Origin of the sequence: Pantoea sp. CTOTU46764 (assembly GCF_031974595.1) — a bacterium.
Taxonomy (GTDB): Bacteria; Pseudomonadota; Gammaproteobacteria; order Enterobacterales; family Enterobacteriaceae; genus Pantoea; species Pantoea trifolii.
Map to the genome: position 1 here is coordinate 1 of NZ_DALYOQ010000054.1, position 24,760 is coordinate 24,760.

The following is a 24,760-nucleotide window of genomic DNA, read 5'->3' on the forward strand; positions in this document are numbered from 1 at the left end:
CAAAGAAGCAAACAACCTGGGTATCCCAGTATTTGCTATCGTTGATACCAACTCTGATCCAGACGGCGTTGACTTCGTTATCCCAGGTAACGACGATGCGATCCGTGCTGTAAGCCTGTACCTGACTGCCGTTGCCACTACCGTGCGCGAAGGCCGTTCACAGGATCTGGCTGAGCAGGCTGAAGAAGCTGCTGAAGCTTAATAAGGTTCGCTCTTTCTAAGAGCCCTTAGACATCAGATGTTATCTGTTAAGGGGGCCGTTCAGGCCCCTTTATTTTATCTAAGTCTGTCACGCTCACTGCAAGGCGAGCGGGGCAGAGTAAATTTTCCGCAACAAGTTTCTGACAGTGTGTGAGCACACAGAGACGAATCGAGGATTCTGGAATGGCTGATATTACCGCTGCATTGGTAAAAGAACTGCGTGAGCGTACTGGCGCAGGCATGATGGACTGCAAAAAAGCGCTGACCGAAGCGAACGGCGACATCGAGCTGGCGATTGAGAACATGCGCAAATCTGGCGCAATCAAAGCCGCTAAGAAAGCAGGCAACGTTGCTGCTGATGGCGTGATCAAAACCAAAATCGCTGACGGCTTCGCGGCGATCCTGGAAGTAAACTGCCAGACCGACTTCGTTGCTAAAGATGGCGGTTTCCTGGCGTTTGTTGAAAAGGTTCTGGATGCAGCTGTCGCTGGCAAAGTTACCGATGTGGAAGTTCTGAAAGCGCAGTTCGAAGAAGAACGCGTAGCGCTGGTTGCGAAAATCGGTGAGAACATCAACATCCGTCGTGTTGCTATCCTGGAAGGCGCTGAGCTGAACAGCTATCAGCATGGCGCACGTATCGGTGTGGTTGTTTCTACCACCGGTGCTGACGAAGAACTGAGCAAGCAAGTTGCTATGCACATCGCTGCAAGCAAGCCAGAATTCGTTAAGCCAGAAAACGTGTCTGCAGACGTGGTTGAGAAAGAGTACCAGGTTCAGCTGGACATCGCCATGCAGTCTGGCAAGCCAAAAGAAATCGCAGAGAAAATGGTTGAAGGCCGCATGAAGAAATTCACCGGCGAAGTTTCTCTGACCGGCCAGGCATTCGTTATCGATCCAAGCAAAACCGTTGGCCAGGCGTTGAAAGAGAAAAACGCTGACGTCATCAACTTCATCCGCTTCGAAGTGGGTGAAGGCATTGAGAAAGTTGAAGCTGACTTCGCAGCAGAAGTTGCTGCAATGTCCAAACAGTCTTAATGGTCCGAAAGAACCGCCACAAGGCGGTTCTTTTTTGTCTGCGATTTAGTGCAGCACTTTCAGTCTCATCCCAATAGCTTTTCTCGCGGGCTTTGCGGATGATCGACCAGATTTTACTTCTCCTTTTCATCATATCTTCCAGGAAGAACTGACCATGGCGACCAACGCAAAACCTGTATATCAACGTATCCTGCTAAAACTGAGTGGCGAAGCACTGCAAGGTGCCGAAGGTTTTGGCATCGACGCGAGCGTGCTTGACCGCATGGCGCAAGAGGTTAAAGAGCTGGTTGAATTGGGCATTCAGGTGGGTGTGGTTATTGGTGGCGGTAACCTGTTCCGCGGCGCAGGTCTGGCCCAGGCGGGCATGAACCGTGTGGTCGGCGACCATATGGGCATGCTGGCAACAGTAATGAATGGCCTGGCAATGCGTGATGCGCTGCACCGTGCGTATGTCAATGCGCGCCTGATGTCAGCGATTCCGCTGAACGGCGTGTGTGATAACTACAGCTGGGCAGAAGCGATCAGTTTGCTGCGCAATAACCGCGTCGTGATCTTCGCGGCCGGTACCGGCAACCCGTTCTTTACCACTGACTCTGCAGCTTGCCTGCGCGGCATCGAAATCGAAGCCGACGTGGTACTGAAAGCCACCAAAGTAGACGGCGTCTACTCTGAAGATCCGGTGAAAAACCCGGATGCCACGCTGTATGACCAACTGAGCTATGCAGAAGTGTTGGATAAAGAGCTCAAAGTGATGGATCTCGCCGCCTTTACGCTGGCGCGTGACCATAAACTGCCTATCCGCGTCTTCAACATGAACAAGCCTGGCGCATTGCGTCGCGTCGTGATGGGTGAAAAAGAAGGCACCCTGATTACGCATTAATACCCGACGCACGTTAAAATAAGGTATATTCTTTTGCCGCGATGCTCTGGCATCGCGCAGCAATTAGGATGATCGATGTTTATCGATACCGCTTCCGGTTAGCCCGGAAATGGCCAGGTCAACCGAATTCAAGGGTTTCAACGTGATTAACGACATTAAAAAAGATGCAGACACGCGCATGGAAAAATGTGTGGATGCATTTAAAAACAACATCAGCAAAATCCGCACCGGCCGTGCTTCGCCTTCACTGCTCGACGGCATTGTGGTTCCTTATTACGGTACACCTACGCCGCTGCGTCAGTTGGCTAGCGTGACGGTAGAGGATTCACGTACGTTGAAAATCAACGTATTTGATCGCTCGCTGAGCGCTGCTGTTGAGAAAGCGATTATGACGTCTGATTTGGGTCTGAACCCAAGCTCAGCCGGTAGCGATATTCGTGTACCGCTGCCAGCGCTGACCGAAGAGCGTCGTAAAGATCTGATCAAGATCGTACGTGGCGAAGCTGAACAGGGCCGTGTGTCTGTACGTAACGTCCGTCGTGACGCGAACGACAAGATCAAAGCGCTGCTGAAAGACAAAGAGATCAGCGAAGACGACGAACGTCGTACGCAGGATGAGATCCAGAAAATGACCGATGCGCACATCAAGAGTGTTGATGCGGCATTGGCCGATAAAGAAAAGGAACTGATGGACTTCTAATTCCATCAACTGCTTTTCAAAACGCCGTTCAGAGACGTGTTCGACTCTGGCGGCGTTTTACATTGTGTCCGGCGCTGTTGCGGGCACCCTCCACGACTTCACAGGGATAGCATGATGAAGCGATTAACTCTGCTGGGTTCGACCGGCTCCATTGGTACCAGCACGCTGGCGGTGATTGCCGCAAATCCTGAACTTTATCAGGTGACCGCGCTGGTGGCCGGCCAGAATGTGGCGTTGATGGCCGAGCAATGCCTGCAATTCCAGCCGCGCTATGCTGCGATGTCCGACGAGAAATCTGCCCAAGCGCTGCGTGAGCGACTGAAAGCACTCAACGTTAATACCGAAGTGCTCTCCGGCGTTCAGGCTGCCTGCGAACTGGCCGCGCTGGATGATGTGGATCAGGTGATGGCGGCGATTGTTGGCGCCTCAGGTTTACAGCCTACCATGGCCGCCATTCGTGCCGGCAAAACCGTGCTGCTGGCCAACAAAGAATCGCTTGTCACATGCGGCCGTCTGTTTATGGAGGCGGTACGCCAACATCAGGTGCAATTGCTACCCGTCGATAGTGAGCACAACGCCATTTTTCAGAGTTTACCCGCTTCCATACAGCATCAGTTGGGGTACGCTGATCTACGGGGGAACGGCATCGAGTCGATTCTCCTTACGGGATCGGGTGGTCCTTTTCGTGACACGCCATTAGCCGATTTAGCCGGTATGTCGCCGGATCAGGCCTGTGCGCATCCGAACTGGTCAATGGGACGTAAAATCTCCGTTGATTCGGCCACCATGATGAATAAAGGTCTTGAATACATTGAAGCCCGCTGGCTGTTTAATGCGACTGACGCGCAGATGGAGGTGATCCTGCATCCGCAGTCGGTTATCCATTCGATGGTGCGTTATTGCGACGGCAGCGTGCTGGCGCAACTGGGCTCTCCGGATATGCGGACGCCTATCGCGCACAGCATGGCATGGCCAGCACGTATCTCTGCGGGCGTAACGCCGCTCGACTTCACTCGCATGAAGTCGTTGACGTTTGCCGAGCCGGACTACGAGCGCTATCCCTGCCTGAAGCTTGCGATTGATGCCTGTGCCACAGGTCAGGCCGCGACGACCTCGCTGAACGCAGCGAATGAAGTGGCGGTGGCAGCTTTTCTGCAGCACCAGATTCGCTTTACCGATATCGCTGCCATCAACCGCGAAGTGCTGGCGTCCCTGAGCTGTCAGGAGCCGGGCAGCATTGACGAGGTGATGGAGATTGATCGGTTAGCGCGCGTGCGTGCCAATGAATTGTTGCCGCGCTTTCGTTTAGCAGGTTGATAGTTCCCGCTATTTGTTCGCTCTGGGTGAAAATGGTATAGTCGCTCGCTCGCGTTTCACAGCCCGACATTGTTTCGATGTCATCTGGCGTGTTTGCCGGAGTTTGCTGCAGGCGCAATGTATTCAGAAACCACAGCATTTCTGATGAAAGGAATTATTACGCGTTATGTCGTCCAACAATCACAACAAAATCGATGACGAGTCGTACTGCACGCCACGTCACGTGGCCATCATTATGGATGGTAATGGTCGCTGGGCAAAAAATCAGGGCAAACTGCGTATTTCAGGCCACAAAGCCGGGGTAAAATCAGTACGCCGGGCTGTCAGCTTTGCGGTTAGCCATAAACTGGAAGCGCTCACGCTTTATGCGTTCAGCAGTGAAAACTGGAGCCGTCCGATTCAGGAAGTGACAGCATTAATGGAGTTGTTTGTCTGGGCGCTCGACAGCGAAGTCAAAAGCCTGCACAAGCACAATGTGCGTCTGCGCATTATTGGTGATATCAGTCGTTTCAATAACCGTATTCAGGAACGTATTCGCCGCGCCGAGGAACTGACTCAGCAAAATAATGGACTGACCCTTAACATTGCTGCCAACTATGGCGGCCGTTGGGATATTATCCAGGGTGCCAGAAAATTGGCCGAACAGGTTCAGGAAGGTTTACTGCGTCCTGACCAGATTACCGAAGAAAGCCTGGCTCCGTATCTGTGTATGCAGGAGCTGGCGCCAGTGGATTTAGTGATAAGGACCGGGGGAGAGCATCGGATTAGCAACTTCCTGCTGTGGCAAATCGCCTATGCTGAGTTTTGGTTTACCGATGTTCTTTGGCCTGATTTTGATGAAAACGTTTTTGAAGGTGCACTGAATGCATTCTCTACGCGGGAGCGACGCTATGGCGGTACTGCACCAGGCGGCGCCTAAGCAATTTGGGGGTAACCTTTGCTGAAGTCTCGTCTGATTACCGCGTTAATTTTGATTCCGCTGGTGATCGCTGCACTGTTCTGGTTACCCCTGTCCGGTTTTGCGATTATCACTATCATCATCTGCATGCTTGCCGCCTGGGAATGGGGGCAGTTTGCCGGCATGAAAACGCGTCAGCAACGTATCTGGCTCGCCGTGCTATGCGGTCTGTTGCTGTCCGCGATGCTATTTACTCTTGAACCCTATCAACGCAATCTGCACCAATTTCAGATGGAAGGCTCGCTCTGGGCATCGCTGGTGTGGTGGATTGCCGCGCTCATCTTAGTACTGTTCTATCCTGCCTCTGCTGCCTTGTGGCGTCATTCGCGTGCGCTGCGCCTGCTGTTTGGCCTGCTCACCTTGATTCCCTTCTTCTGGGGGATGATGGCGCTGCGTCAGTATCATTACGATACCGATCATTTCGCCGGCGCATGGTGGCTGCTGTTCGTGATGTTCCTCGTCTGGGGCGCAGATTCTGGTGCTTACATGTTTGGCCGTCTGTTTGGCAAACATAAGCTGGCTCCGAAAGTCTCTCCGGGGAAAACCTGGGAAGGTTTCTTCGGCGGCCTGTTGTCATCTGCCATCATCGCCTGGCTGTTTGCCCTGCTGGCACCGCTTTCGGTTGCGCCGGGCACGCTGATTATCTGCGCGGTGATTGCCACGCTGGCATCGGTATTGGGCGACCTGACAGAAAGTATGTTCAAGCGTGAAGCGGGCATTAAAGACAGCGGTAACTTGATTCCGGGGCACGGTGGTATTCTCGATCGTATTGATAGCCTGACTGCTGCGGTGCCGGTGTTTGCCTGCCTGCTGCTGTTGGTGTTCCGCACCCTCTGAGGATAGCCGACGATGTTGAGTATACTCTGGAGTTTTGCCGCCTTTATCGTGGCGCTTGGCGTGCTGATTACCGTGCACGAGTTTGGCCATTTCTGGGTGGCGCGCCGCTGCGGTGTCAAAGTTGAACGTTTCTCGATTGGCTTTGGTAAAGCGCTGTGGCGTCGCAGCGATCGTCAGGGCACCGAATATGTCATCGCGCTGATTCCGCTCGGCGGCTACGTCAAAATGCTCGACGAACGCGTTGAGAGCGTTCCCGCCGAACTGCGTCACCAAGCCTTCAATAATAAAACCGTGCTGCAACGTGCGTCGATTATCGCAGCCGGTCCTATCGCTAATTTCATCTTCGCCATCTTTGCTTATTGGGTCGTGTTTATTCACGGCGTGCCGGGTGTGCGCCCCGTAGTTGGTGAAATTCTGAACGGTTCCGTCGCTGCTGAAGCGCAAATTACCTCCGGCATGGAACTTAAAGCGGTAGATGGTATCGAAACGCCTGATTGGGATGCAGTGCGTATGGCGCTGATCGGTAAAATCGGCGACAGCGATGCCACGCTTACCGTCTCGCAATTTGGCGAAGAAGCCACGCAGCAAAAGCAATTAAATTTGCGCGATTGGCAATTTGAGCCTGATAAACAGGATCCGGTGGTCGCTTTAGGTATTCGTCCACGTGGGCCGCAGATTGAAACGACCTTAGCTGAAGTTCAGGCAAACTCACCGGCAAGCAATGCTGGTTTGCAAGCGGGCGATAGGATCGTTAAAGTCGATGGTCAGCCATTGTCACAGTGGCAGGCTTTTGCGGCACAGGTGCGGGATAATCCGGGCAAAAACATGGCGCTAGACATCGAGCGCAACGGCGAACCTGTGGCGTTGACGTTAACGCCGGAAGCGAAACCGGGCAAGGAAGCGGAAGGCTTCGCGGGTGTCATTCCGCGTGTGATTCCGCTGCCTGATGAGTACAAAACGGTAAGGCAGTATGGACCTTTTGCGGCGATCGGCGAAGCCAGTGTAAAAACCTGGCAGTTGATGAAGCTAACAGTCTCCATGCTGGGCAAGTTGATAAACGGGGATGTGAAGCTGAATAACCTGAGCGGGCCGATTTCGATCGCGCAGGGTGCCGGGTTATCAGCAGAGTACGGGGTGATTTATTACCTGATGTTCCTGGCGCTGATCAGCGTCAACCTGGGCATCATTAACCTGTTCCCTCTGCCGGTTTTAGATGGTGGTCATCTGCTCTTTCTGGCGATCGAAAAGATCAAAGGTGGACCGGTGTCCGAGCGAGTTCAGGACTTTAGTTATCGCATTGGCTCAATATTGCTAGTGCTGTTAATGGGGCTTGCACTTTTCAATGATTTCTCACGTCTGTAATAGCTGGAACGCATACAGGCGCGGGATGTGTTAGGAAAACGCATAACAACGATGGCGATGAAAAAGTTGCTCATAGCGTCGCTGCTGTTTAGCAGCGCCACCGTTTACGGTGCAGACGATTTCGTAGTGAAGGACATTCATTTCGAAGGTCTCCAGCGAGTCGCCGTCGGCGCGGCTCTGCTCAGCATGCCGGTACGTGTCGGTGATACGGTGAATGACGATGATGTCAGAAACACCATTCGCTCACTGTTCGCCACCGGTAACTTTGAAGATGTGCAGGTTCTGCGTGACGGTACAACCCTGATTGTTCAGGTGAAAGAGCGTCCGACCATTGCCAACATCACTTTCTCCGGCAACAAAGCGGTGAAAGAAGATCAGCTGAAACAGAACCTCGAAGCGTCTGGCGTGCGCGTTGGCGAAGCGCTGGACCGCACCACGCTCTCTTCAATCGAGAAGGGCCTGGAAGACTTCTATTACAGCGTCGGTAAATACACCGCCAGCGTCAAAGCCATTGCTACGCCGCTGCCGCGCAACCGTGTGGATCTGAAATTCGTCTTCCAGGAAGGCGTTTCAGCACAGATCCAGCAGATCAACATCGTCGGCAATAAAGCATTTAGCTCTGACGAACTGATCTCGCGCTTCTCACTGCGTGATGAAGTGCCATGGTGGAACGTGGTGGGCGATCGCAAATACCAGAAGCAGAAGTTAGCGGGCGATCTCGAAACCCTGCGCAGCTTCTATCTGGATCGCGGTTATGCGCGTTTCAACATCGATTCTACGCAGGTGAGCCTGACGCCAGATAAGAAAGGCATCTACATCACCGTGAACATCAACGAAGGCGATCAGTACAAGATTGCCGGCGTGATCGTGAACGGCAGCATGGCGGGCCATTCTGCTGAAATCGAAAAGATGACCAGAATTCCAGCGGGTGAGCTGTATAACGGCACCAAAGTCACCCAAATGGAAGATGACATCAAGAAATTGCTGGGCCGCTACGGTTACGCCTATCCGCGCGTAATGACCCAGCCAGAAATTAATGATGCTGACAAAACCGTCAAGCTGCATATCAACGTGGATGCGGGCAACCGTTACTACGTGCGTAAAGTGCGCTTTGAAGGAAACGACACCTCAAAAGATTCAGTGTTGCGCCGTGAAATGCGTCAGATGGAAGGTGCCTGGTTGGGCAGCGACCTCGTCGATCAGGGTAAAGAGCGTCTGAATCGTACCGGTTACTTCGAAACCGTGGATGTGGATACGCAGCGCGTTCCAGGTGCACCAGACCAGGTTGATGTGGTCTACAAGGTGAAAGAGCGTAACACTGGTACCTTCAACTTTGGTGTCGGTTACGGTACTGAAAGTGGCGTGAGCTTCCAGGTGGGTGTGACCCAGGAAAACTGGCTCGGCACCGGCAACACCGTTGGCATTAGCGGCACTAAAAACGATTACCAGACCTATGCTGAGTTCTCATTGACCGATCCGTACTTCACGGTCGACGGTGTGAGCCTTGGCGGTCGTTTGTTCTATAACGACTTTAAAGCCGATGACGCGGATCTGTCTGACTATACCAACAAAAGTTATGGTCTTGACGGTACGCTTGGCTTCCCGGTCAACGAAAACAACACCCTGCGTGTTGGTTTAGGTTACGTGCATAACGACCTCTCCAACATGCGTCCACAGGTGGCGATGTGGCGTTATCTGGATTCAGTCGGTCGTCATCAAGGCTTGAATGATGATGGTGATTTCTCTGCAGATGATTTCACCTTTAACTACGGTTGGACCTATAACACCTTAGACCGCGGCTTCTTCCCAACGCGCGGTAACCGTACCAACCTGAACGGTAAAGTGACGATTCCAGGCTCTGATAACGCGTTCTACAAAGCGACATTGGATAGCCAGCAATATGTGCCGCTGAACCGCGACGGTACATGGGTAGTATTAGGCCGTGGCCGTGTTGGATATGGTGACGGACTTAATGGTAAAGAGATGCCGTTCTATGAGAACTTCTATGGCGGTGGCTCGAGCACAGTGCGTGGCTTCCAGTCCAATACCATTGGTCCTAAAGCTGCGTATCTGAACGATGGCTCATCAACCTGTAATCTCTCAGATCCAAACGGCGTCTGTAAGTCGGATGATGCGGTTGGTGGTAACGCCATGGCGATTGCCAGCCTTGAGCTGATCACGCCAACGCCGTTCCTGAGCGAGAAGTATGCGAATTCCGTGCGTACCTCGGTGTTTATGGATGCCGGTACCGTTTGGGATACCAAATGGCAGAACACCGCGGAAACACGCGCGGCGGGTGTGCCAGATTACAGCGATCCTAATAACATTCGCGTCTCTGCCGGTGTGGCACTGCAGTGGATGTCACCGTTAGGACCGCTGGTATTCTCATACGCCCAGCCGATGAAGAAAGTCGAGGGAGACAAGTCAGAGCAATTCCAGTTTAACATTGGTAAAACCTGGTAAGGCTCTGAGCAGGGAAGTGAAAATACCGTCTTGCACGCGTGCTGCCTGATAATGCGGCACGCTGCAAACACACACGTTGAGGTAAGGAGTTTATAGTGAAAAAGTTGTTCTGTGCTGCTGCTCTGGGTGTTGCGTTAGCTGCTTCTGCGGGTGCCCAAGCGGCTGATAAAGTTGCCGTCGTGAACCTGAGCCAGGTTTTCCAGCAGTCTCCGCAGCGTGCTGCTGTTGCTAAACAGCTTGAAGGTGAATTCCAGAGCCGCGCCTCTGATCTCCAGTCTCAGCAGCAGAAGATCCAGCAAGAAATTCAGGATCTGCAGCGTAATGCATCGACCATGAAAGCGAGCGACCGCACCAAGAAAGAGAAGCAAATCTCTTCTGAGCGTGCTGCCTTTGAACAAAAAGCACAGGCTTTTGACAAAGACAACCAAACTCGTCAGATGCAGGAGCGTAACAAGCTGCTGGCTAAAATCCAGACCGCTGTTCAGTCTGTAGCGAAAAGCGAAGGTTACGATCTGGTTCTGGACTCTCAGGCCGTGCTGTACTCTTCTTCTGATGCTAAAGACATCACTGCTGACGTTGTAAAACAGGTTAAATAATTGATGTCATCAATTCGACTGGCTGATTTAGCCCAGCAGTTGGATGCAGAATTGCACGGAGATGGCGATATCGTCATCTCCGGCATTGCTTCTATGCAATCCGCCACAACTGGCCAAATCACTTTTCTTGCAAACAGCCGCTACCGCGAGCAGCTCGCTACTATCCAGGCTTCAGCCGTGGTGCTGACGGAAGCGGATCTGGAGTGGTGTAAAACGGCCGCCCTGGTGGTGAAAAATCCTTACTTAACTTATGCCCGCATGGCACAACTGCTGGACACCACGCCGCAGCCCGCGCAGAATATCGCGCCCAGTGCGGTGATCGATGCAACGGCTAAGCTGGGTAAGAATGTTTCGGTAGGCGCAAATGCGGTGATCGAGTCCGGCGTAGAGCTGGGTGACGACGTCGTTATTGGCGCAGGATGTTTTGTTGGTAAGCAGACGCGTATCGGTCGCGGCTCACGTTTGTGGGCTAACGTCACGATTTATCACGAAATTCAGATTGGTCAGGATTGTCTGATTCAGTCGGGCACCGTTATTGGTGCTGATGGTTTCGGCTATGCTAACGATCGCGGCAATTGGGTGAAAATCCCACAACTGGGTACCGTAGTGATTGGTAATCGGGTAGAAATTGGTGCCTGTACCACCATCGATCGCGGCGCGCTGGATAACACTCTGATCGGCAATGGTGTTATCATAGACAACCAGTGTCAGATTGCGCACAACGTCGTGATTGGTGATAACACCGCAGTTGCGGGTGGTGTGATCATGGCGGGTAGTCTGAAGATTGGACGTTACTGTATGATTGGCGGCGCCAGCGTCATTAACGGCCATATGGAAATCTGTGACAAAGTGACCGTAACGGGCATGGGCATGGTAATGCGCCCCATCACAGAGCCAGGCGTGTATTCGTCGGGTATTCCACTGCAACCCAACAAAACCTGGCGTAAAACAGCAGCGCTGGTGATGAACATCGATGAAATAAGCAAACGCTTAAAAGCCATCGAACGTAAGGTCGGCAAAGACGACTAAACGCATCCCACGCTACTCGCTTTCATAACAAGAAGTGTACTTTCTGCCACCTTCGGCTAACCCGAGAATGGCAGCAGGTATCGTAAGAAAGCGAAACGCCCCGAACTAATTTGCGGCCTGCGGAAGATCATTTGATCGGTGCAGGCCGTGTTATTGTTGCCATCAGATTTTTTAGGACAGGAAGAGTATTTTGACTACTGAAACGCATACTCTGAAAATTGAAGAGATTTTAGAACTGCTGCCACACCGCTATCCTTTCTTGCTGGTTGATCGCGTGCTGGATTTTGAAGAGCATAAATATCTGCGCGCGGTGAAGAACGTTTCTGTTAACGAACCGTTTTTCCAGGGACATTTCCCTGGTAAGCCGATTTTCCCAGGCGTTCTGATTCTGGAAGCGATGGCGCAAGCGACCGGCATTCTGGCGTTCAAAAGCGTTGGAAAACTGGAACCAGGCGAACTCTATTACTTCGCTGGTATCGATGAAGCCCGTTTCAAACGTCCGGTTGTGCCGGGCGATCAGATGATCATGGAAGTGACCTTCGAGAAAACCCGTCGTGGCCTGACGCGCTTTAAAGGCGTGGCGACCGTGGACGGCAAAATTGTCTGTGAAGCGACCATGATGTGTGCCCGTAGCCGGGAGGCATAATAAGTGATTGATTCAACCGCCAATATCCATCCCAGTTCTGTCATTGAAGAGGGTGCCGTGATCGGCGCCAATGTTCACATCGGTCCGTTCTGCTTTATCGGTGCCAATGTGGAAATTGGTGAAGGAACGGTACTCAAATCGCACGTGGTGGTGAACGGCCATACGCGTATCGGCAAAGACAATCAGATCTACCAGTTCGCTTCCATTGGTGAAGTGAACCAGGACCTGAAATATGCGGGCGAACCAACGCGCGTTGAAATTGGCGATCGCAACCGCATCCGCGAGAGCGTGACCATTCATCGTGGCACCACGCAGGGCGGCAATGTGACCAAAGTCGGCAGCGATAACCTGCTGATGGTGAATGCTCACATCGCGCATGACTGCGTGATTGGCAATCGCTGCATCTTTGCTAACAATGCCACGTTGGGCGGTCACGTCACCGTTGATGATTTTGCCATTATCGGCGGCATGACGGCAGTACATCAGTGGTGCACCATTGGTGCTCACGTGATGGTTGGCGGTTGTTCAGGCGTCGCGCAGGATGTGCCGCCTTATGTCATTGCGCAGGGTAACCACGCAACGCCATACGGTATCAACATCGAAGGTCTGAAGCGTCGCGGCTTTAGCAAAGAAGCGTTGCATGCCATTCGCAACGCGTACAAACTGCTGTACCGCAGCGGAAAAACGCTGGATGAAGTGAAACCAGAGATTGAAGAGCTGGCGAAACAACACAGCGAAGTGCAGCCTTTCTATGACTTCTTTGCCCGTTCTACGCGTGGATTGATTCGTTAATCCATGTCAGCGCGTCCCCTAACGATTGCCCTGGTCGCCGGAGAAACCTCCGGCGATATTCTTGGTGCAGGTCTCATCCGGGCGTTAAAAGCGCGCCATCCCAATGCGCGCTTTGTGGGTGTGGCCGGTCCGCTGATGCAGGCCGAAGGCTGCGAAGCCTGGTATGAGATGGAAGAGCTGGCGGTGATGGGCATCGTCGAAGTGCTGGGACGCCTGCGGCGTCTGCTGAAGATTCGTCGTGACCTGACGCAGCGCTTCACCGAACTCAAGCCGGATGTGTTTGTCGGCATTGATGCGCCGGATTTCAACATCACGTTGGAAGGGAGCCTCAAGCGCGCGGGCATTCGCACTATTCACTACGTCAGCCCTTCCGTTTGGGCGTGGCGTCAAAAGCGCGTTTTCAAAATCGGCCGCAACACCAATCTGGTGCTAGCATTCCTGCCGTTTGAAAAAGCGTTCTACGATCGTTTTAACGTGCCATGCCGCTTTATCGGCCACACCATGGCTGATGCGATGCCGCTACAGCCCGATAAGCTGGCGGCTCGCCGCGAGTTAGGCATCGCTGAAGAGGCGATTTGCCTTGGCTTGTTGCCGGGCAGTCGTGGTGCGGAAGTGGAAATGCTCAGCGCCGATTTCCTGCGCGCCGCGCAGCTGCTGCGTCAGCGCTATCCAGCGCTGGAAATCGTGGTGCCGCTGGTGAACGCCAAACGCCGCGAGCAGTTTGAGCAGATCAAAGCGCAAGTTGCGCCTGAACTGCCGATGCATTTGCTGGATGGCAAAGGTCGTCAGGCGATGCTGGCCAGCGATGCCGCTATTCTTGCATCTGGCACCGCCGCGCTGGAGTGCATGCTGGCGAAATGCCCGATGGTGGTTGGCTATCGTATGAAGCCGTCGACCTTCTGGCTGGCAAAACGTTTGGTAAAAACGCCTTACGTTTCCCTGCCAAATCTGTTAGCCGGTCGCGAGCTGGTAAAAGAGTTGCTGCAGGACGAGTGTCAGCCCGAAGCGTTAGCTGCGGCGCTGGATCCGCTACTGCACGCGGGCCCTGAGCGCGAAGCGCTGCTGAAAACCTTCACCGAACTGCATCAACAGATTCGCTGGAATGCCGATGAGCAGGCGGCGGATGCGGTACTGGAGATCATCAATGGCTGAATTTATCTATCCCAACGCGCAGCTGATTGCTGGCGTTGATGAGGTCGGACGCGGTCCGCTGGTTGGCGCAGTGGTGACGGCGGCGGTGATCCTTGATCCCGCCAACCCGATTGTCGGACTGGCCGACTCGAAAAAGCTCTCCGAGAAGCGTCGTCTGGCGCTGTATGACGAGATCAAAGAGAAGGCGCTGGCCTGGAGTCTTGGTCGAGCCGAGCCAGAAGAGATCGATCAGCTCAATATTCTGCACGCCACCATGCTGGCGATGCAGCGCGCGGTCGCGGGTCTGCACATTGCGCCGGACTTCGTCCTGATCGATGGTAACCGTTGTCCCTCGCTGCCGATGCCCTCGCAGGCGGTGGTAAAGGGCGATAGCCTGGTGAAAGAGATCAGTGCTGCTTCGATCATTGCCAAAGTCACGCGCGATCGTGAAATGGCCGAACTGGATCTGCTGTTCCCGCAATATGGTTTTGCGCAGCACAAAGGTTATCCAACCGCGCTGCACATGGAAAAGCTGACGCAGCACGGCGCCACACCTCATCATCGTCGCAGCTTTGCACCGGTGCGCAACGCCTTGATTGATGCTGACGTGCTGGCAGCCCGCCAGCCAACTACGCTTTAATAGCCTGACACTGTTTTAACCGGAAACTGATATGGCTGAACCTCGTTTTATACATCTTCGCGTCCACAGTGATTACTCCATGGTTGATGGTCTGGCGAAAACCGGACCTTTAGTCAAGAAGGCGGCTGCGCTGGGCATGCCGGCGATCGCCATTACCGACTACATCAACCTGTGCGGGCTGGTGCGTTTTTACGGTAGTGCGCACGGCGCGGGGATCAAGCCGATTGTCGGTGCTGATTTTCAGGTTGCCAGTGAATTAATGGGCGATGAGCTGACGCAGTTAACACTGCTGGCGGCCAATAACACCGGTTATCAAAACCTGACCTTGCTGATTTCTCGTGCGTATCAGCGCGGTTACGGCATTGCAGGCCCCATCATCGATCGTGACTGGCTGCTGGAGCTGGGCGAAGGCCTGATTCTGCTGTCGGGCGGACGTCGTGGCGATGTGGGCCGCAGTCTGCTGCGCGGCAATAGTGCGATGGTCGCGCAGTGTTTGAGCTTTTATCAGGAACACTTCCCAAATCGTTATTACCTCGAATTGATGCGCACCGGTCGCGCCGATGAAGAAGCCTATCTGCATGCCGCCGTCGAGCTGGCGATTGCCGAAGGTATTCCCGTTGTTGCCACCAACGAAGTGTGCTTCCTCAATGAAGAAGATTTTGATGCGCATGAAATCCGCGTGGCGATTCATGACGGCTACACGCTGGACGATCCTAAGCGTCCGCGCAATTACAGTCCTCAGCAATATATGCGCAGTGAAGAGGAGATGTGCGAGCTGTTCTCGGACATTCCGGAAGCGCTGGAAAATAGCGTAGAGATTGCTAAGCGCTGTAACGTGACAGTGCGCCTCGGCGAGTACTTCCTGCCGCAGTTCCCCACCGGTGATATGAGCACCGAAGACTTCCTCGTGGCGAAGTCGCGCGAAGGTCTGGAAGAGCGTATGGAATTCCTCTTCCCGGATGCGGCGGTGCGCGCTGAAAAACGCGTGGAATATGATGAACGTCTGGAGATTGAACTCACCGTTATCAACCAGATGGGCTTTCCCGGCTACTTCCTGATCGTGATGGAGTTTATCCAGTGGTCGAAGGACAACGGCATTCCCGTCGGTCCAGGCCGTGGTTCGGGTGCCGGTTCATTAGTGGCATATGCGCTAAAAATTACCGATATCGATCCGCTGGAATTTGACCTGCTGTTCGAACGCTTCCTGAACCCGGAACGTGTCTCGATGCCTGATTTCGACGTCGACTTCTGCATGGAGAAACGCGATCAGGTGATCGATCACGTGGCCGATATGTATGGACGTGATGCGGTATCGCAGATCATTACGTTCGGTACCATGGCAGCGAAAGCGGTTATTCGCGATGTGGGACGTGTACTCGGCCATCCGTACGGTTTTGTTGATCGTATCTCTAAGCTGATCCCGCCAGATCCAGGCATGACGCTGGAGAAAGCCTTCCTGGCTGAACCGCAGCTGCCGGAGATCTACGAGGCAGATGAAGAGGTGAAAGCGCTGATCGACATGGCGCGGAAACTGGAAGGTGTCACGCGTAACGCCGGTAAACACGCCGGTGGTGTGGTGATCTCGCCGACCAAAATCACCGATTTTGCGCCGCTGTACTGCGATGAAAACGGGCAGTTCCCGGTTACCCAGTTTGATAAGAATGACGTGGAATATGCCGGGCTGGTGAAGTTTGACTTCCTTGGCCTGCGTACGCTCACCATCATCGACTGGGCGCTGAAGATGATTAACCCGCGCCGTGAAAAGCAGGGTTTGCCACCGATTGATATCGCCGCTATCCCGCTTGACGACAAAAAAAGTTTCGACATGCTACAGCGCTCGGAAACCACTGCGGTGTTCCAGCTTGAATCGCGCGGCATGAAAGATTTGATCAAACGTCTGAAGCCTGACTGCTTCGAAGATATGATCGCACTGGTGGCGCTGTTCCGTCCGGGACCATTGCAATCGGGCATGGTAGATAACTTCATTGACCGTAAGCACGGCCGCGAAGAGATTTCTTATCCGGATATTCAGTGGCAGCACGAAACCCTGAAACCGGTGCTGGAGCCGACCTACGGCATCATTCTGTATCAGGAACAGGTGATGCAGATCGCGCAGGTGCTGTCGGGCTATACGCTGGGCGGCGCGGACATGTTGCGTCGTGCGATGGGTAAAAAGAAACCCGAAGAGATGGCGAAGCAGCGTTCGGTGTTCCAGGACGGTGCAGAGAAGATGGGTGTCGACGGCGAACTGTCGATGAAAATCTTCGATCTGGTAGAGAAATTCGCCGGCTATGGCTTTAACAAGTCACACTCCGCTGCTTACGCATTGGTTTCCTATCAAACGCTGTGGCTGAAAGCGCACTATCCGGCAGAGTTCATGGCGGCCGTAATGACCGCTGATATGGATAACACCGAGAAAGTGGTTGGCCTGGTCGACGAATGCTGGCGCATGGGCCTCAAAGTGCTGCCGCCAGATATCAACTCAGGTTTGTATCCGTTCCATGTCAATGACGATGGCGAGATCGTTTACGGCATCGGCGCGATCAAAGGCGTGGGTGAAGGCCCGATCGAAGCGATCCTGGAAGCGCGTAACGAAGGCGGTTACTTCAAAGAGCTGTTTGATCTCTGCGCGCGCACCGACACCAAAAAGATCAACCGTCGCGTGATGGAAAAACTGATCATGTCAGGCGCGTTCGATCGTCTCGGCCCGCATCGTGCGGCCTTGATGAGTGCGCTTGGCGACGCCTTAAAAGCGGCCGATCAGCATGCCAAAGCCGAAGCCATCGGCCAGGCCGATATGTTTGGCGTGCTGGCGGAAGAGCCAGAGCAGGTGGAGAAATCCTACGCCAGCATCACGCCGTGGCCGGAACAAATTCAACTGGATGGCGAACGTGAGACCTTAGGTCTCTATCTTACCGGCCATCCAATTAATCAGTATTTGAAAGAAATTGAGCGTTACGTCGGCGGCATGCGCCTGAAAGACATGCATCCGACAGATCGTGGTAAAGTAACCGTCGCGGCGGGGCTGGTGATTGCCGCCCGCGTGATGGTCACTAAACGCGGCAACCGAATTGGTATTTGTACGATTGACGATCGTTCTGGTCGTCTTGAAGTGATGTTATTTACCGATGCGTTAGATAAATACCAGCAGTTGCTGGAGAAGGACCGTATCCTGATCGTCAGTGGACAGGTCAGCTTTGATGACTTTAGCGGTGGCCTTAAAATGACCGCTCGGGAAGTTATGGACATCGACGAAGCGCGGGAAAAATACGCGCGCGGACTTGCTATCTCGCTGACGGACAGGCAAATTGATGACCAGCTTTTAAACCGTCTCCGCCAGTCTCTGGAGCCTCATCGCTCCGGGACCATTCCGGTGCATCTCTACTATCAGAGAGCCGATGCGCGAGCGAAGCTACGCTTTGGTGCAGCGTGGCGTATTTCGCCCAGCGATCGTTTACTCAACGATTTGCGGTCGTTAGTAGGATCGGAGCAGGTGGAACTGGAGTTTGACTAAAACAGGAACATTATGAGTCTTAATTACCTGGATTTTGAACAGCCAATCGCAGAGCTTGAAGCGAAAATCGACTCGTTAAAATCGATTGGCCGTTCGGATGAGAAACACGATATTAATTTGGATGAGGAAGTGCAGCGTCTGCGCGAAAAAAGCGTCGAGCTGACCCGTAAAATCTTCTCCGATTTAGGCGCATGGCAAGTGGCGCAACTCGCGCGTCATCCGCTGCGTCCTTATACACTGGACTATATCCGCAACGCGTTTGATGATTTCGACGAACTGGCGGGCGATCGTGCTTATGCCGATGATAAAGCGATTGTCGGCGGTATTGCCCGTCTCGACGGTCGTCCAGTGATGATCATTGGTCATCAGAAAGGTCGCGAAACCAAAGAGAAAATCCGTCGTAACTTCGGTATGCCGGCACCAGAAGGCTACCGCAAAGCGCTGCGTCTGATGGAAATGGCTGAACGCTTTAAGATGCCGCTGATCACCTTCATCGACACGCCGGGTGCTTATCCGGGCGTGGGTGCAGAAGAGCGCGGTCAGTCTGAAGCGATCGCCCGCAACCTGCGTGAAATGTCTGGCCTGAAAATTCCGGTGATTTGTACCGTAATCGGCGAAGGCGGTTCCGGTGGTGCGCTGGCCATCGGCGTGGGCGACAAAGTGAACATGCTGCAGTACAGCACCTATTCGGTGATTTCACCGGAAGGTTGTGCATCAATCCTGTGGAAAAGCGCCGACAAAGCACCGTTGGCGGCGGAAGCGATGGGTATCACCGCTGAGCGTCTGAAAGAGCTGAAGCTGATCGACTCCATCATTCCTGAACCGTTGGGCGGCGCGCATCGTCAACCGGTAGATATGGCGGCTTCTCTTAAGCAGCAACTGCTGGCGGATCTGGCCGATCTCGATGTGCTGAGCACCGAAGAGTTGCTCAACCGTCGCTATCAGCGCCTGATGAACTACGGCTACGCTTGATACATCAAACTGAAGCAAGAAGCGGACCTCGGTCCGCTTTTTTTACGCCTGCTAATCGATAATTTCGCATTGGTCGCCATAAATGGCGACCCTACAAAACCGCATCGTTTTCCGTAGGGTCGCCATTCATGGCGACCTTTTCTGGCCTAAGCACCCAACCCAAAGCGCGATGAACCTCAACAGCAGAGCATTCCAGGTTTATCCGCGCGCGCTTTTCGCTATCCTTATTCAGTGCCACAACACCACAGGAGGTGAGCATTGAATATTATTGCGATCATGGGACCGCACGGCGCTTTCTACAAAGATGAGCCTATTCGCGAACTGGATGCTGCCCTTAAGCTGCAAGGCTTCCAAACCGTTTACCCCAATAATGCCAGCGACCTGCTGAAGTTGATTGAACACAATCCGCGTATCTGCGGGGTGATTTTTGACTGGGACGATTACAGCCTGGCGCTGTGTAGCGACATCAATCAGCTCAATGAATATCTGCCGCTGTATGCCTTCATCAACACCCATTCGCAAATGGATGTCAGCATCAACGAGATGCGTATGGCGCTGCACTTCTTCGAATATGCCTTGAGCGCCGCCGATGATATCGCGCTGCATATTCGTCAGTACACCGATGAGTACATCGACAACATCACGCCGCCGCTGACCAAGGCGTTGTTCACCTACGTCAAAGAGGGCAAATACACCTTCTGTACGCCGGGTCACATGGGCGGCAGCGCCTTCCAGAAAAGCCCGGTGGGCAGCTTGTTTTATGACTTCTTCGGCTCGAACACTTTAAAAGCGGATGTCTCGATCTCGGTAACGGAACTGGGTTCGTTGCTTGATCACACCGGCCCGCATCTGGAAGCGGAGGAGTACGTCGCGCGCACCTTTGGCGCCGAGCAAAGCTACATGGTGACCAACGGCACCTCGACCTCGAACAAAATCGTCGGCATGTATGCTGCGCCAGCGGGCAGCACCGTGCTGATTGACCGCAACTGCCATAAATCGCTGACCCATTTGCTGATGATGAGCGACATCATCCCGATCTGGCTCAAACCGACGCGCAACGCGTTGGGCATTCTGGGCGGCATTCCGCAGCGCGAGTTTACGCGTGACAGCATCCAACTAAAGGTCAACGCCACGCCGCGCGCTAGCTGGCCGGTGCATGCGGTGATCACCAACTCAACCTACGATGGCCTGCTATATAACACGCAATTCATCAAACAGACGCTGGATGTGCCATCGATCCACTTCGATTCTGCGTGGGTGCCGTACACCAATTTCCATCCGATTTATGCCGGAAAAAGCGGCATGAGCGGCGATCGTATTCCCGGCAAAGTGATCTATGAAACGCAATCGACACACAAACTGCTGGCGGCGTTCTCACAGGCTTCGCTGATTCACATCAAAGGCGATTACGACGAGCACACCTTCAACGAAGCCTACATGATGCACACCACCACCTCGCCGAGCTACGCGATTGTCTCGTCGATTGAAACCGCGGCGGCGATGCTGCGCGGCAATCCGGGTAAGCGACTGATCAACCGCTCGGTTGAACGTGCGCTGCATTTCCGTCGTGAGATTCAGCGCTTGCGTGAAGAGTGCGACGGCTGGTTCTTTGATATCTGGCAGCCGGAACAGGTCGATCAAGCCGAATGCTGGCCGATCCAGCCGGGCGAAGAGGATTGGCACGGTTTCACTCATGCCGACCGCGATCATATGTACCTCGATCCGATCAAAGTCACCATTCTGACGCCGGGCATGAGCGAGCTGGGCAAGATGGCGGAAGAGGGCATTCCAGCCGCGCTGGTGGCTAAGTTCCTCGATCAGCGCGGTATCGTGGTGGAGAAAACCGGGCCGTACAATTTGCTGTTCCTGTTCAGCATCGGCATTGATAAAACCAAAGCGATGAGCGTGCTGCGTGGACTGACGGAATTTAAGCGCGCATACGATCTCAACCTGCGAGTGAAAAACATGCTGCCGGATCTTTACGCTGAGGATCCCGACTTCTACCGCAACATGCGTATCCAAACGCTGGCGCAGGGCATTCATCAGTTGATCCTGCAACACGATCTGCCGCGCCTGATGTTGAAAGCGTTTGATGTGCTGCCGGAGATGAAGATGACGCCGCATCAGGCGTTTCAGCGCCAGGTGAAAGGTCAGGTGGAAACGGTGGACATTCGCGAGCTGGTGGGGCGCATTTCGGCCAACATGATTCTGCCGTACCCACCAGGCGTGCCGGTGGTAATGCCGGGCGAGATGATTACGGAAGAGAGCCGTTCCGTGCTCGATTTTCTGCTGATGCTTTGCACTATTGGTCGACACTATCCCGGCTTCGAAACTGATATTCACGGTGCAACACTGACGGAAGAGGGACGTTATCTGGTGCGCGTATTGCGTGAAGATGACGAAGGCTAACTTAGGACAATCACCTCTTTCCAACGCCGCTTGTGCCACGTAGGGTAAGCGGCTTATGTCAAAACCGGAGTCGCTATGCTGCAAATAAAACAGATCCACCACATCGCCATTATTGCTACCGATTATCAGCGCAGTAAGGCGTTTTATTGTGATGTGCTGGGTTTTGAATTGTTGGGTGAATATTACCGCGCCGAGCGCGACTCGTGGAAAGGCGATCTGGGTCTGAACGGGGTTTACACCATCGAGCTGTTCTCTTTTCCCTCGCCGCCGCCACGCGTCAGTGGCCCGGAAGCCTGCGGCCTGCGCCATCTGGCGTTTTGCGTTGAGGATGTTGAGCAGTCAATTGCGGCGCTGGCGGAGAAGGGCGTGACGTGCGAGCCGATTCGTATCGATGCGTTAACCGGTAAAGCCTGCACTTTCTTCCCCGATCCGGATGGTTTGCCGCTGGAGCTGTATCAGGCGTAAACTAGCGTCCGCCGCGAGCCGCAATTCGGTGGCTCGCCCGGACGGAACGCGCTCATGTCTTTATCTCATCTTGCTTCGCTGCTGACACCCGACGCTGGCTATGTGCTGGCGTTCAGCGGCGGACTCGATTCCACCGTGCTGCTGCATCAATTGGTCTGCTGCCAACGTCAGCAGCCAGCGCTGCGTGTGCGCGCGTTGCACGTCCATCATGGTCTCAGCCCGAATGCCGATAGCTGGGCGCTGCATTGCCAGCAACTTTGCCAGCAGTGGCAGATTCCCTGTGAAGTGCTGCATGTGCAGGTTGGTGGTCGCGCCAACGGCATTGAAGCGGCCGCCCGCGAGGCGCGCTATCAGGCGCTGTTTCAGCAGCTGCAACCCGGTGAGCACTTACTTACCGCTCAGCACCTTGACGACCAGGCGGAAACGCTGCTGCTGGCGTTAAAACGCGGCAGCGGACCGGCCGGTTTGGCCGCGATGCCGCCGCAGCGCAGCGTTGGTGCACATCGGCATCTGCGTCCCTTGCTCGACGTTAGCCGACAGCAGCTGGAAAACTATGCTGCCGAGCATCAGCTGCGCTGGATTGAAGATGAAAGCAACGGCGATAGCCGCTATGACCGCAACTTCCTGCGTCAGCAGGTTCTACCGTTGCTGCAGGCGCGCTGGCCACACTTCAGCGCCGCCAGCGCACGCAGCGCTGCGCTGTGTGGCGAGCAGGAGCAACTGCTCGACGAGTTGCTGGCTGAACAGCTAGGGCAGCTTAGTGATGCGCAGGGCGCGCTACACTTCCCGCCGTTAATGAGCATGAGCGAAGCACGGCGTCATGCCCTGTTACGCCGCTGGATCGCCCAACAGGGCGGCACGATGCCTTCGCGCGAGGCGCTGAAGCGCATCACCGATGAAGTCATTAACAGCCGTGAAGATGCCAAACCCTGTTTGCGCTTTGGCGCTTTTGAGCTGCGCCGCTATCGCCAGCAACTCTATTGGTTAACGCCGCAGCCATCACTTAGTCAGCACTCGCTAACCTGGCAAGACCGCACGCAGCCGCTCGATTTACCGGCCGGTTTAGGTTCGCTGCAGGCAAATGCGTGGATTGCCGAGCTGCGTCAGCCTGCAGCGGATGAAGCCATCACAGTCCGCTTCCAGGCGCAGGGTTATTATCACTTGCAGGGGCGCGCAGGTGGCCGCGAGATGAAGAAGCTATGGCAAGAGTTGGGCGTTGCGCCCTGGCTGCGCGAACGTATCCCGTTGATTTACTTTAACCAGACGCTAATTAGCGCGCCGGGGCTGTTTATTACCCGTGAAGGCGCAGCCAGCAATGAGCAAGGCTGGCAGGCGATCTGGTTACCACAACAATAAAATGGAGAGCAATGATGAAACTTTGGATGGCAGCGACGTTATTCGCTGCGGCGCTGCCGGCGTTGGCCGACGGCGATGTCAATGCAGGCGCGCAAAAAGCGGCAAGCTGCATGACGTGTCACGGTGCCGAGGGCAAAAGCGCGGTGCCGCTCTATCCCAATCTGGCCGGGCAACATGGGCCTTATCTGCTGCATTCACTGCAAGCTTATAAAAAAGGCGAGCGGAGCGGTGGCCAGGCGGAAGTGATGAAAGCGTTTGTGGCAGGATTGAGCGATCAGGATATGGCAGATTTATCGGCGTATTACAGTTCGTTAAAGCCTTAAACGAAGTGGGCGGGATGGGATTCCCGCCCGAGAGAGGTTTTACTCGTCTTCGCTAACGACGACGGTGCCCAGCTCCGGATGGGTGAAGCTGGCGATGTGGTCGAGCCGCACTTCGCGGGTCTCGCCTGAGAGATCGACGGCAAGGTACTCAACATTTTTACGTGAGACCATGTCCACGGCTTTCGCCTTGAGCTGATCGCCGTTTTTAAGCTCTAACGACAGCGTCCAGTTTTTTTGGCAGGCGAGTTCGAGGTTGTCGTAATCATCGCAGTTGATGGGTTTATAGGCTTCATTCGTCAACATAGTCGCTCACCAATAAGTTTGCAGCGGCATACGCTGCTTGTTCCCTGAGAGAAGAGTTTAGCGCAGAATCAGCGGCAATATCGTTGAGAGCCTTCAACGCACAACCTATGGCGTCTGGCACATACCCAAGGTCGCCGCTACCAATTTCGGCATACTTCTGGCGAACTAACTCACAATACTTTTGCACATACACCTCCTCAGCAGAGTTGATACTCTGGATGATAGGCGACTATATCACAGGAATTTCATGGAAATCAGCCCGGTCGTCACGGGAATGATGCAAGGAAATGGGCAAAAGTGACATTTCGCGCTGGTCTCATGCACGCAGCGTGCGCACAAAAGGTTAAGTTGATGAACAGGTTATTACACGACGCAACGTCGAGCCAAACGGCAGGTGACAGATGATTGTGCTGTCCCGATCGGTTTCACTTGCAGATAATGAAGTGGAACTCAGTGCCATCCGTGCGCAAGGTGCCGGTGGCCAGCATGTGAATAAAACCTCCACGGCGATTCACCTGCGGTTTGATATTCATGCATCGTCGCTGCCGCCGTTCTATAAAGAGCGACTGCTGGCGGCCAGCCATCATTTGATCACTGCAGAAGGCGTGGTGATCATCAAAGCGCAGGAGCATCGCAGCCAGGAAATGAATCGGGAAGCGGCCGTGCAGCGGCTGATTAATCTGATTCAGGAGTTAACCACGGTGGAAAAAGTGCGGCGCGCGACCAAACCCACGCACGGCTCTAAAGTGAGGCGGCTGGAGGGTAAAACCCTGCGCAGTAACGTGAAGGCGATGCGCGGAAAGGTGCAATAAAAAACGCCTCCGGCTGGAG

The 24,760-nt window shown here is 54.1% G+C and carries 24 protein-coding genes; 22 read left to right on the forward strand and 2 right to left on the reverse strand.

Annotation, left to right across the window (positions count from 1 at the left end):
• The 21 genes from RTM06_RS16370 to RTM06_RS16470 form a co-directional block, all read left to right on the forward strand.
• A partial coding sequence (locus RTM06_RS16370) for a 30S ribosomal protein S2 (protein ID WP_312183584.1) occupies positions 1–202 on the forward strand: 202 nt, incomplete at its 5' end.
• A gap of 182 nt (positions 203–384) precedes the next feature.
• Positions 385–1,236: a translation elongation factor Ts gene (gene tsf, locus RTM06_RS16375; RefSeq protein ID WP_256695662.1), complete on the forward strand. Its 852-nt coding sequence runs from the start codon at positions 385–387 to the stop codon at positions 1,234–1,236.
• Between the two features lie 154 nt (positions 1,237–1,390).
• Entirely contained in the window at positions 1,391–2,116 is a 726-nt protein-coding gene (gene pyrH / locus RTM06_RS16380) for a UMP kinase (RefSeq protein WP_007893903.1), read from the forward strand.
• Between the two features lie 142 nt (positions 2,117–2,258).
• Complete coding sequence (frr, locus tag RTM06_RS16385) at positions 2,259–2,816, forward strand: ribosome recycling factor (protein WP_036649587.1); 558 nt, start codon at positions 2,259–2,261, stop codon at positions 2,814–2,816.
• Positions 2,817–2,930: 114 nt separating this feature from the next.
• Positions 2,931–4,133 carry a 1-deoxy-D-xylulose-5-phosphate reductoisomerase gene (gene ispC / locus RTM06_RS16390; RefSeq protein WP_312183612.1) on the forward strand — a complete coding sequence of 401 codons (1,203 nt, stop codon included), beginning with the start codon at positions 2,931–2,933 and terminating at the stop codon, positions 4,131–4,133.
• Positions 4,134–4,299: 166 nt separating this feature from the next.
• On the forward strand, positions 4,300–5,052 hold the full coding sequence (gene ispU / locus RTM06_RS16395; protein ID WP_312183588.1) for a (2E,6E)-farnesyl-diphosphate-specific ditrans,polycis-undecaprenyl-diphosphate synthase: 753 nt from the start codon (positions 4,300–4,302) through the stop codon (positions 5,050–5,052).
• An 18-nt stretch (positions 5,053–5,070) separates the two neighbouring features.
• Positions 5,071–5,928 (forward strand): phosphatidate cytidylyltransferase, encoded by an 858-nt coding sequence (cdsA, locus tag RTM06_RS16400; RefSeq protein WP_154154075.1) that lies wholly within the window; start codon positions 5,071–5,073, stop codon positions 5,926–5,928.
• A 12-nt stretch (positions 5,929–5,940) separates the two neighbouring features.
• Positions 5,941–7,290: a sigma E protease regulator RseP gene (gene rseP / locus RTM06_RS16405; protein ID WP_312183591.1), complete on the forward strand. Its 1,350-nt coding sequence runs from the start codon at positions 5,941–5,943 to the stop codon at positions 7,288–7,290.
• A 51-nt stretch (positions 7,291–7,341) separates the two neighbouring features.
• Positions 7,342–9,753 carry an outer membrane protein assembly factor BamA gene (gene bamA / locus RTM06_RS16410; protein WP_008108479.1) on the forward strand — a complete coding sequence of 804 codons (2,412 nt, stop codon included), beginning with the start codon at positions 7,342–7,344 and terminating at the stop codon, positions 9,751–9,753.
• Between the two features lie 95 nt (positions 9,754–9,848).
• Positions 9,849–10,349 (forward strand): OmpH family outer membrane protein, encoded by a 501-nt coding sequence (locus RTM06_RS16415; RefSeq protein WP_007893920.1) that lies wholly within the window; start codon positions 9,849–9,851, stop codon positions 10,347–10,349.
• Positions 10,350–10,352: 3 nt separating this feature from the next.
• Positions 10,353–11,378 (forward strand): UDP-3-O-(3-hydroxymyristoyl)glucosamine N-acyltransferase, encoded by a 1,026-nt coding sequence (lpxD, locus tag RTM06_RS16420; protein ID WP_265301292.1) that lies wholly within the window; start codon positions 10,353–10,355, stop codon positions 11,376–11,378.
• Positions 11,379–11,568: 190 nt separating this feature from the next.
• Positions 11,569–12,024: a 3-hydroxyacyl-ACP dehydratase FabZ gene (gene fabZ / locus RTM06_RS16425; protein WP_007893924.1), complete on the forward strand. Its 456-nt coding sequence runs from the start codon at positions 11,569–11,571 to the stop codon at positions 12,022–12,024.
• Positions 12,025–12,027: 3 nt separating this feature from the next.
• Positions 12,028–12,816, forward strand: coding sequence for an acyl-ACP--UDP-N-acetylglucosamine O-acyltransferase (lpxA, locus tag RTM06_RS16430; protein ID WP_101762042.1), 789 nt, complete (start codon positions 12,028–12,030; stop codon positions 12,814–12,816).
• Positions 12,817–12,819: 3 nt separating this feature from the next.
• Positions 12,820–13,968, forward strand: coding sequence for a lipid-A-disaccharide synthase (gene lpxB / locus RTM06_RS16435; RefSeq protein ID WP_312183596.1), 1,149 nt, complete (start codon positions 12,820–12,822; stop codon positions 13,966–13,968).
• A complete protein-coding gene (rnhB, locus tag RTM06_RS16440; RefSeq protein WP_265301304.1) occupies positions 13,961–14,587 on the forward strand; it encodes a ribonuclease HII in 627 nt (208 codons plus the stop codon). Before lpxB ends, rnhB begins: the two co-directional genes overlap by 8 nt.
• Before the next feature lie 31 nt (positions 14,588–14,618).
• Positions 14,619–18,101, forward strand: a complete 3,483-nt coding sequence (gene dnaE, locus RTM06_RS16445; RefSeq protein ID WP_265301306.1) for a DNA polymerase III subunit alpha — start codon at positions 14,619–14,621, stop codon at positions 18,099–18,101.
• 12 nt (positions 18,102–18,113) lie between these two features.
• Positions 18,114–19,073 carry an acetyl-CoA carboxylase carboxyl transferase subunit alpha gene (gene accA / locus RTM06_RS16450; RefSeq protein ID WP_101762038.1) on the forward strand — a complete coding sequence of 320 codons (960 nt, stop codon included), beginning with the start codon at positions 18,114–18,116 and terminating at the stop codon, positions 19,071–19,073.
• Positions 19,074–19,331: 258 nt separating this feature from the next.
• The gene (locus RTM06_RS16455) at positions 19,332–21,482 is read left to right on the forward strand and encodes a lysine decarboxylase LdcC (RefSeq protein WP_265301308.1); all 2,151 of its coding nucleotides are present in this window, start codon (positions 19,332–19,334) and stop codon (positions 21,480–21,482) included.
• 75 nt (positions 21,483–21,557) lie between these two features.
• Positions 21,558–21,947, forward strand: a complete 390-nt coding sequence (locus RTM06_RS16460) for a VOC family protein (protein ID WP_008108470.1) — start codon at positions 21,558–21,560, stop codon at positions 21,945–21,947.
• A gap of 54 nt (positions 21,948–22,001) precedes the next feature.
• Positions 22,002–23,303 (forward strand): tRNA lysidine(34) synthetase TilS, encoded by a 1,302-nt coding sequence (gene tilS, locus RTM06_RS16465; protein ID WP_312183599.1) that lies wholly within the window; start codon positions 22,002–22,004, stop codon positions 23,301–23,303.
• Between the two features lie 14 nt (positions 23,304–23,317).
• Positions 23,318–23,626 (forward strand): cytochrome c, encoded by a 309-nt coding sequence (locus tag RTM06_RS16470; protein WP_312183613.1) that lies wholly within the window; start codon positions 23,318–23,320, stop codon positions 23,624–23,626.
• A gap of 39 nt (positions 23,627–23,665) precedes the next feature.
• Here RTM06_RS16470 and rof read toward each other — a convergent pair whose 3' ends face one another.
• Together rof and RTM06_RS16480 are read right to left on the reverse strand one after the other, a co-directional pair.
• Entirely contained in the window at positions 23,666–23,929 is a 264-nt protein-coding gene (gene rof, locus RTM06_RS16475; RefSeq protein WP_008108461.1) for a Rho-binding antiterminator, read from the reverse strand.
• Positions 23,916–24,116, reverse strand: a complete 201-nt coding sequence (locus RTM06_RS16480) for a YaeP family protein (RefSeq protein ID WP_036622231.1) — start codon at positions 24,114–24,116, stop codon at positions 23,916–23,918. The genes rof and RTM06_RS16480 overlap by 14 nt, the downstream gene beginning before the upstream one ends.
• Before the next feature lie 214 nt (positions 24,117–24,330).
• Here RTM06_RS16480 and arfB point away from each other — a divergent pair, with 214 nt between their 5' ends.
• The gene (arfB, locus tag RTM06_RS16485) at positions 24,331–24,741 is read left to right on the forward strand and encodes an alternative ribosome rescue aminoacyl-tRNA hydrolase ArfB (protein ID WP_312183604.1); all 411 of its coding nucleotides are present in this window, start codon (positions 24,331–24,333) and stop codon (positions 24,739–24,741) included.
• Positions 24,742–24,760: the final 19 nt, after the last annotated feature.

Bases quoted from the DNA above. Each gene is read 5' to 3' on its own strand.
- pyrH (WP_007893903.1), top strand. From the start codon at position 1,391: ATGGCGACCAACGCAAAACCTGTATATCAACGTATCCTGCTAAAACTG.
- tilS (WP_312183599.1), top strand. From the start codon at position 22,002: ATGTCTTTATCTCATCTTGCTTCGCTGCTGACACCCGACGCTGGCTAT.
- dnaE (WP_265301306.1), top strand. From the start codon at position 14,619: ATGGCTGAACCTCGTTTTATACATCTTCGCGTCCACAGTGATTACTCC.
- rnhB (WP_265301304.1), top strand. From the start codon at position 13,961: ATGGCTGAATTTATCTATCCCAACGCGCAGCTGATTGCTGGCGTTGAT.
- accA (WP_101762038.1), top strand. From the start codon at position 18,114: ATGAGTCTTAATTACCTGGATTTTGAACAGCCAATCGCAGAGCTTGAA.
- tsf (WP_256695662.1), top strand. From the start codon at position 385: ATGGCTGATATTACCGCTGCATTGGTAAAAGAACTGCGTGAGCGTACT.
- bamA (WP_008108479.1), top strand. From the start codon at position 7,342: ATGGCGATGAAAAAGTTGCTCATAGCGTCGCTGCTGTTTAGCAGCGCC.
- rof (WP_008108461.1), bottom strand. From the start codon at position 23,929: ATGTTGACGAATGAAGCCTATAAACCCATCAACTGCGATGATTACGAC.
- ispC (WP_312183612.1), top strand. From the start codon at position 2,931: ATGAAGCGATTAACTCTGCTGGGTTCGACCGGCTCCATTGGTACCAGC.
- rseP (WP_312183591.1), top strand. From the start codon at position 5,941: ATGTTGAGTATACTCTGGAGTTTTGCCGCCTTTATCGTGGCGCTTGGC.
- RTM06_RS16470 (WP_312183613.1), top strand. From the start codon at position 23,318: ATGAAACTTTGGATGGCAGCGACGTTATTCGCTGCGGCGCTGCCGGCG.
- ispU (WP_312183588.1), top strand. From the start codon at position 4,300: ATGTCGTCCAACAATCACAACAAAATCGATGACGAGTCGTACTGCACG.
- RTM06_RS16460 (WP_008108470.1), top strand. From the start codon at position 21,558: ATGCTGCAAATAAAACAGATCCACCACATCGCCATTATTGCTACCGAT.
- lpxD (WP_265301292.1), top strand. From the start codon at position 10,353: ATGTCATCAATTCGACTGGCTGATTTAGCCCAGCAGTTGGATGCAGAA.
- lpxB (WP_312183596.1), top strand. From the start codon at position 12,820: ATGTCAGCGCGTCCCCTAACGATTGCCCTGGTCGCCGGAGAAACCTCC.
- arfB (WP_312183604.1), top strand. From the start codon at position 24,331: ATGATTGTGCTGTCCCGATCGGTTTCACTTGCAGATAATGAAGTGGAA.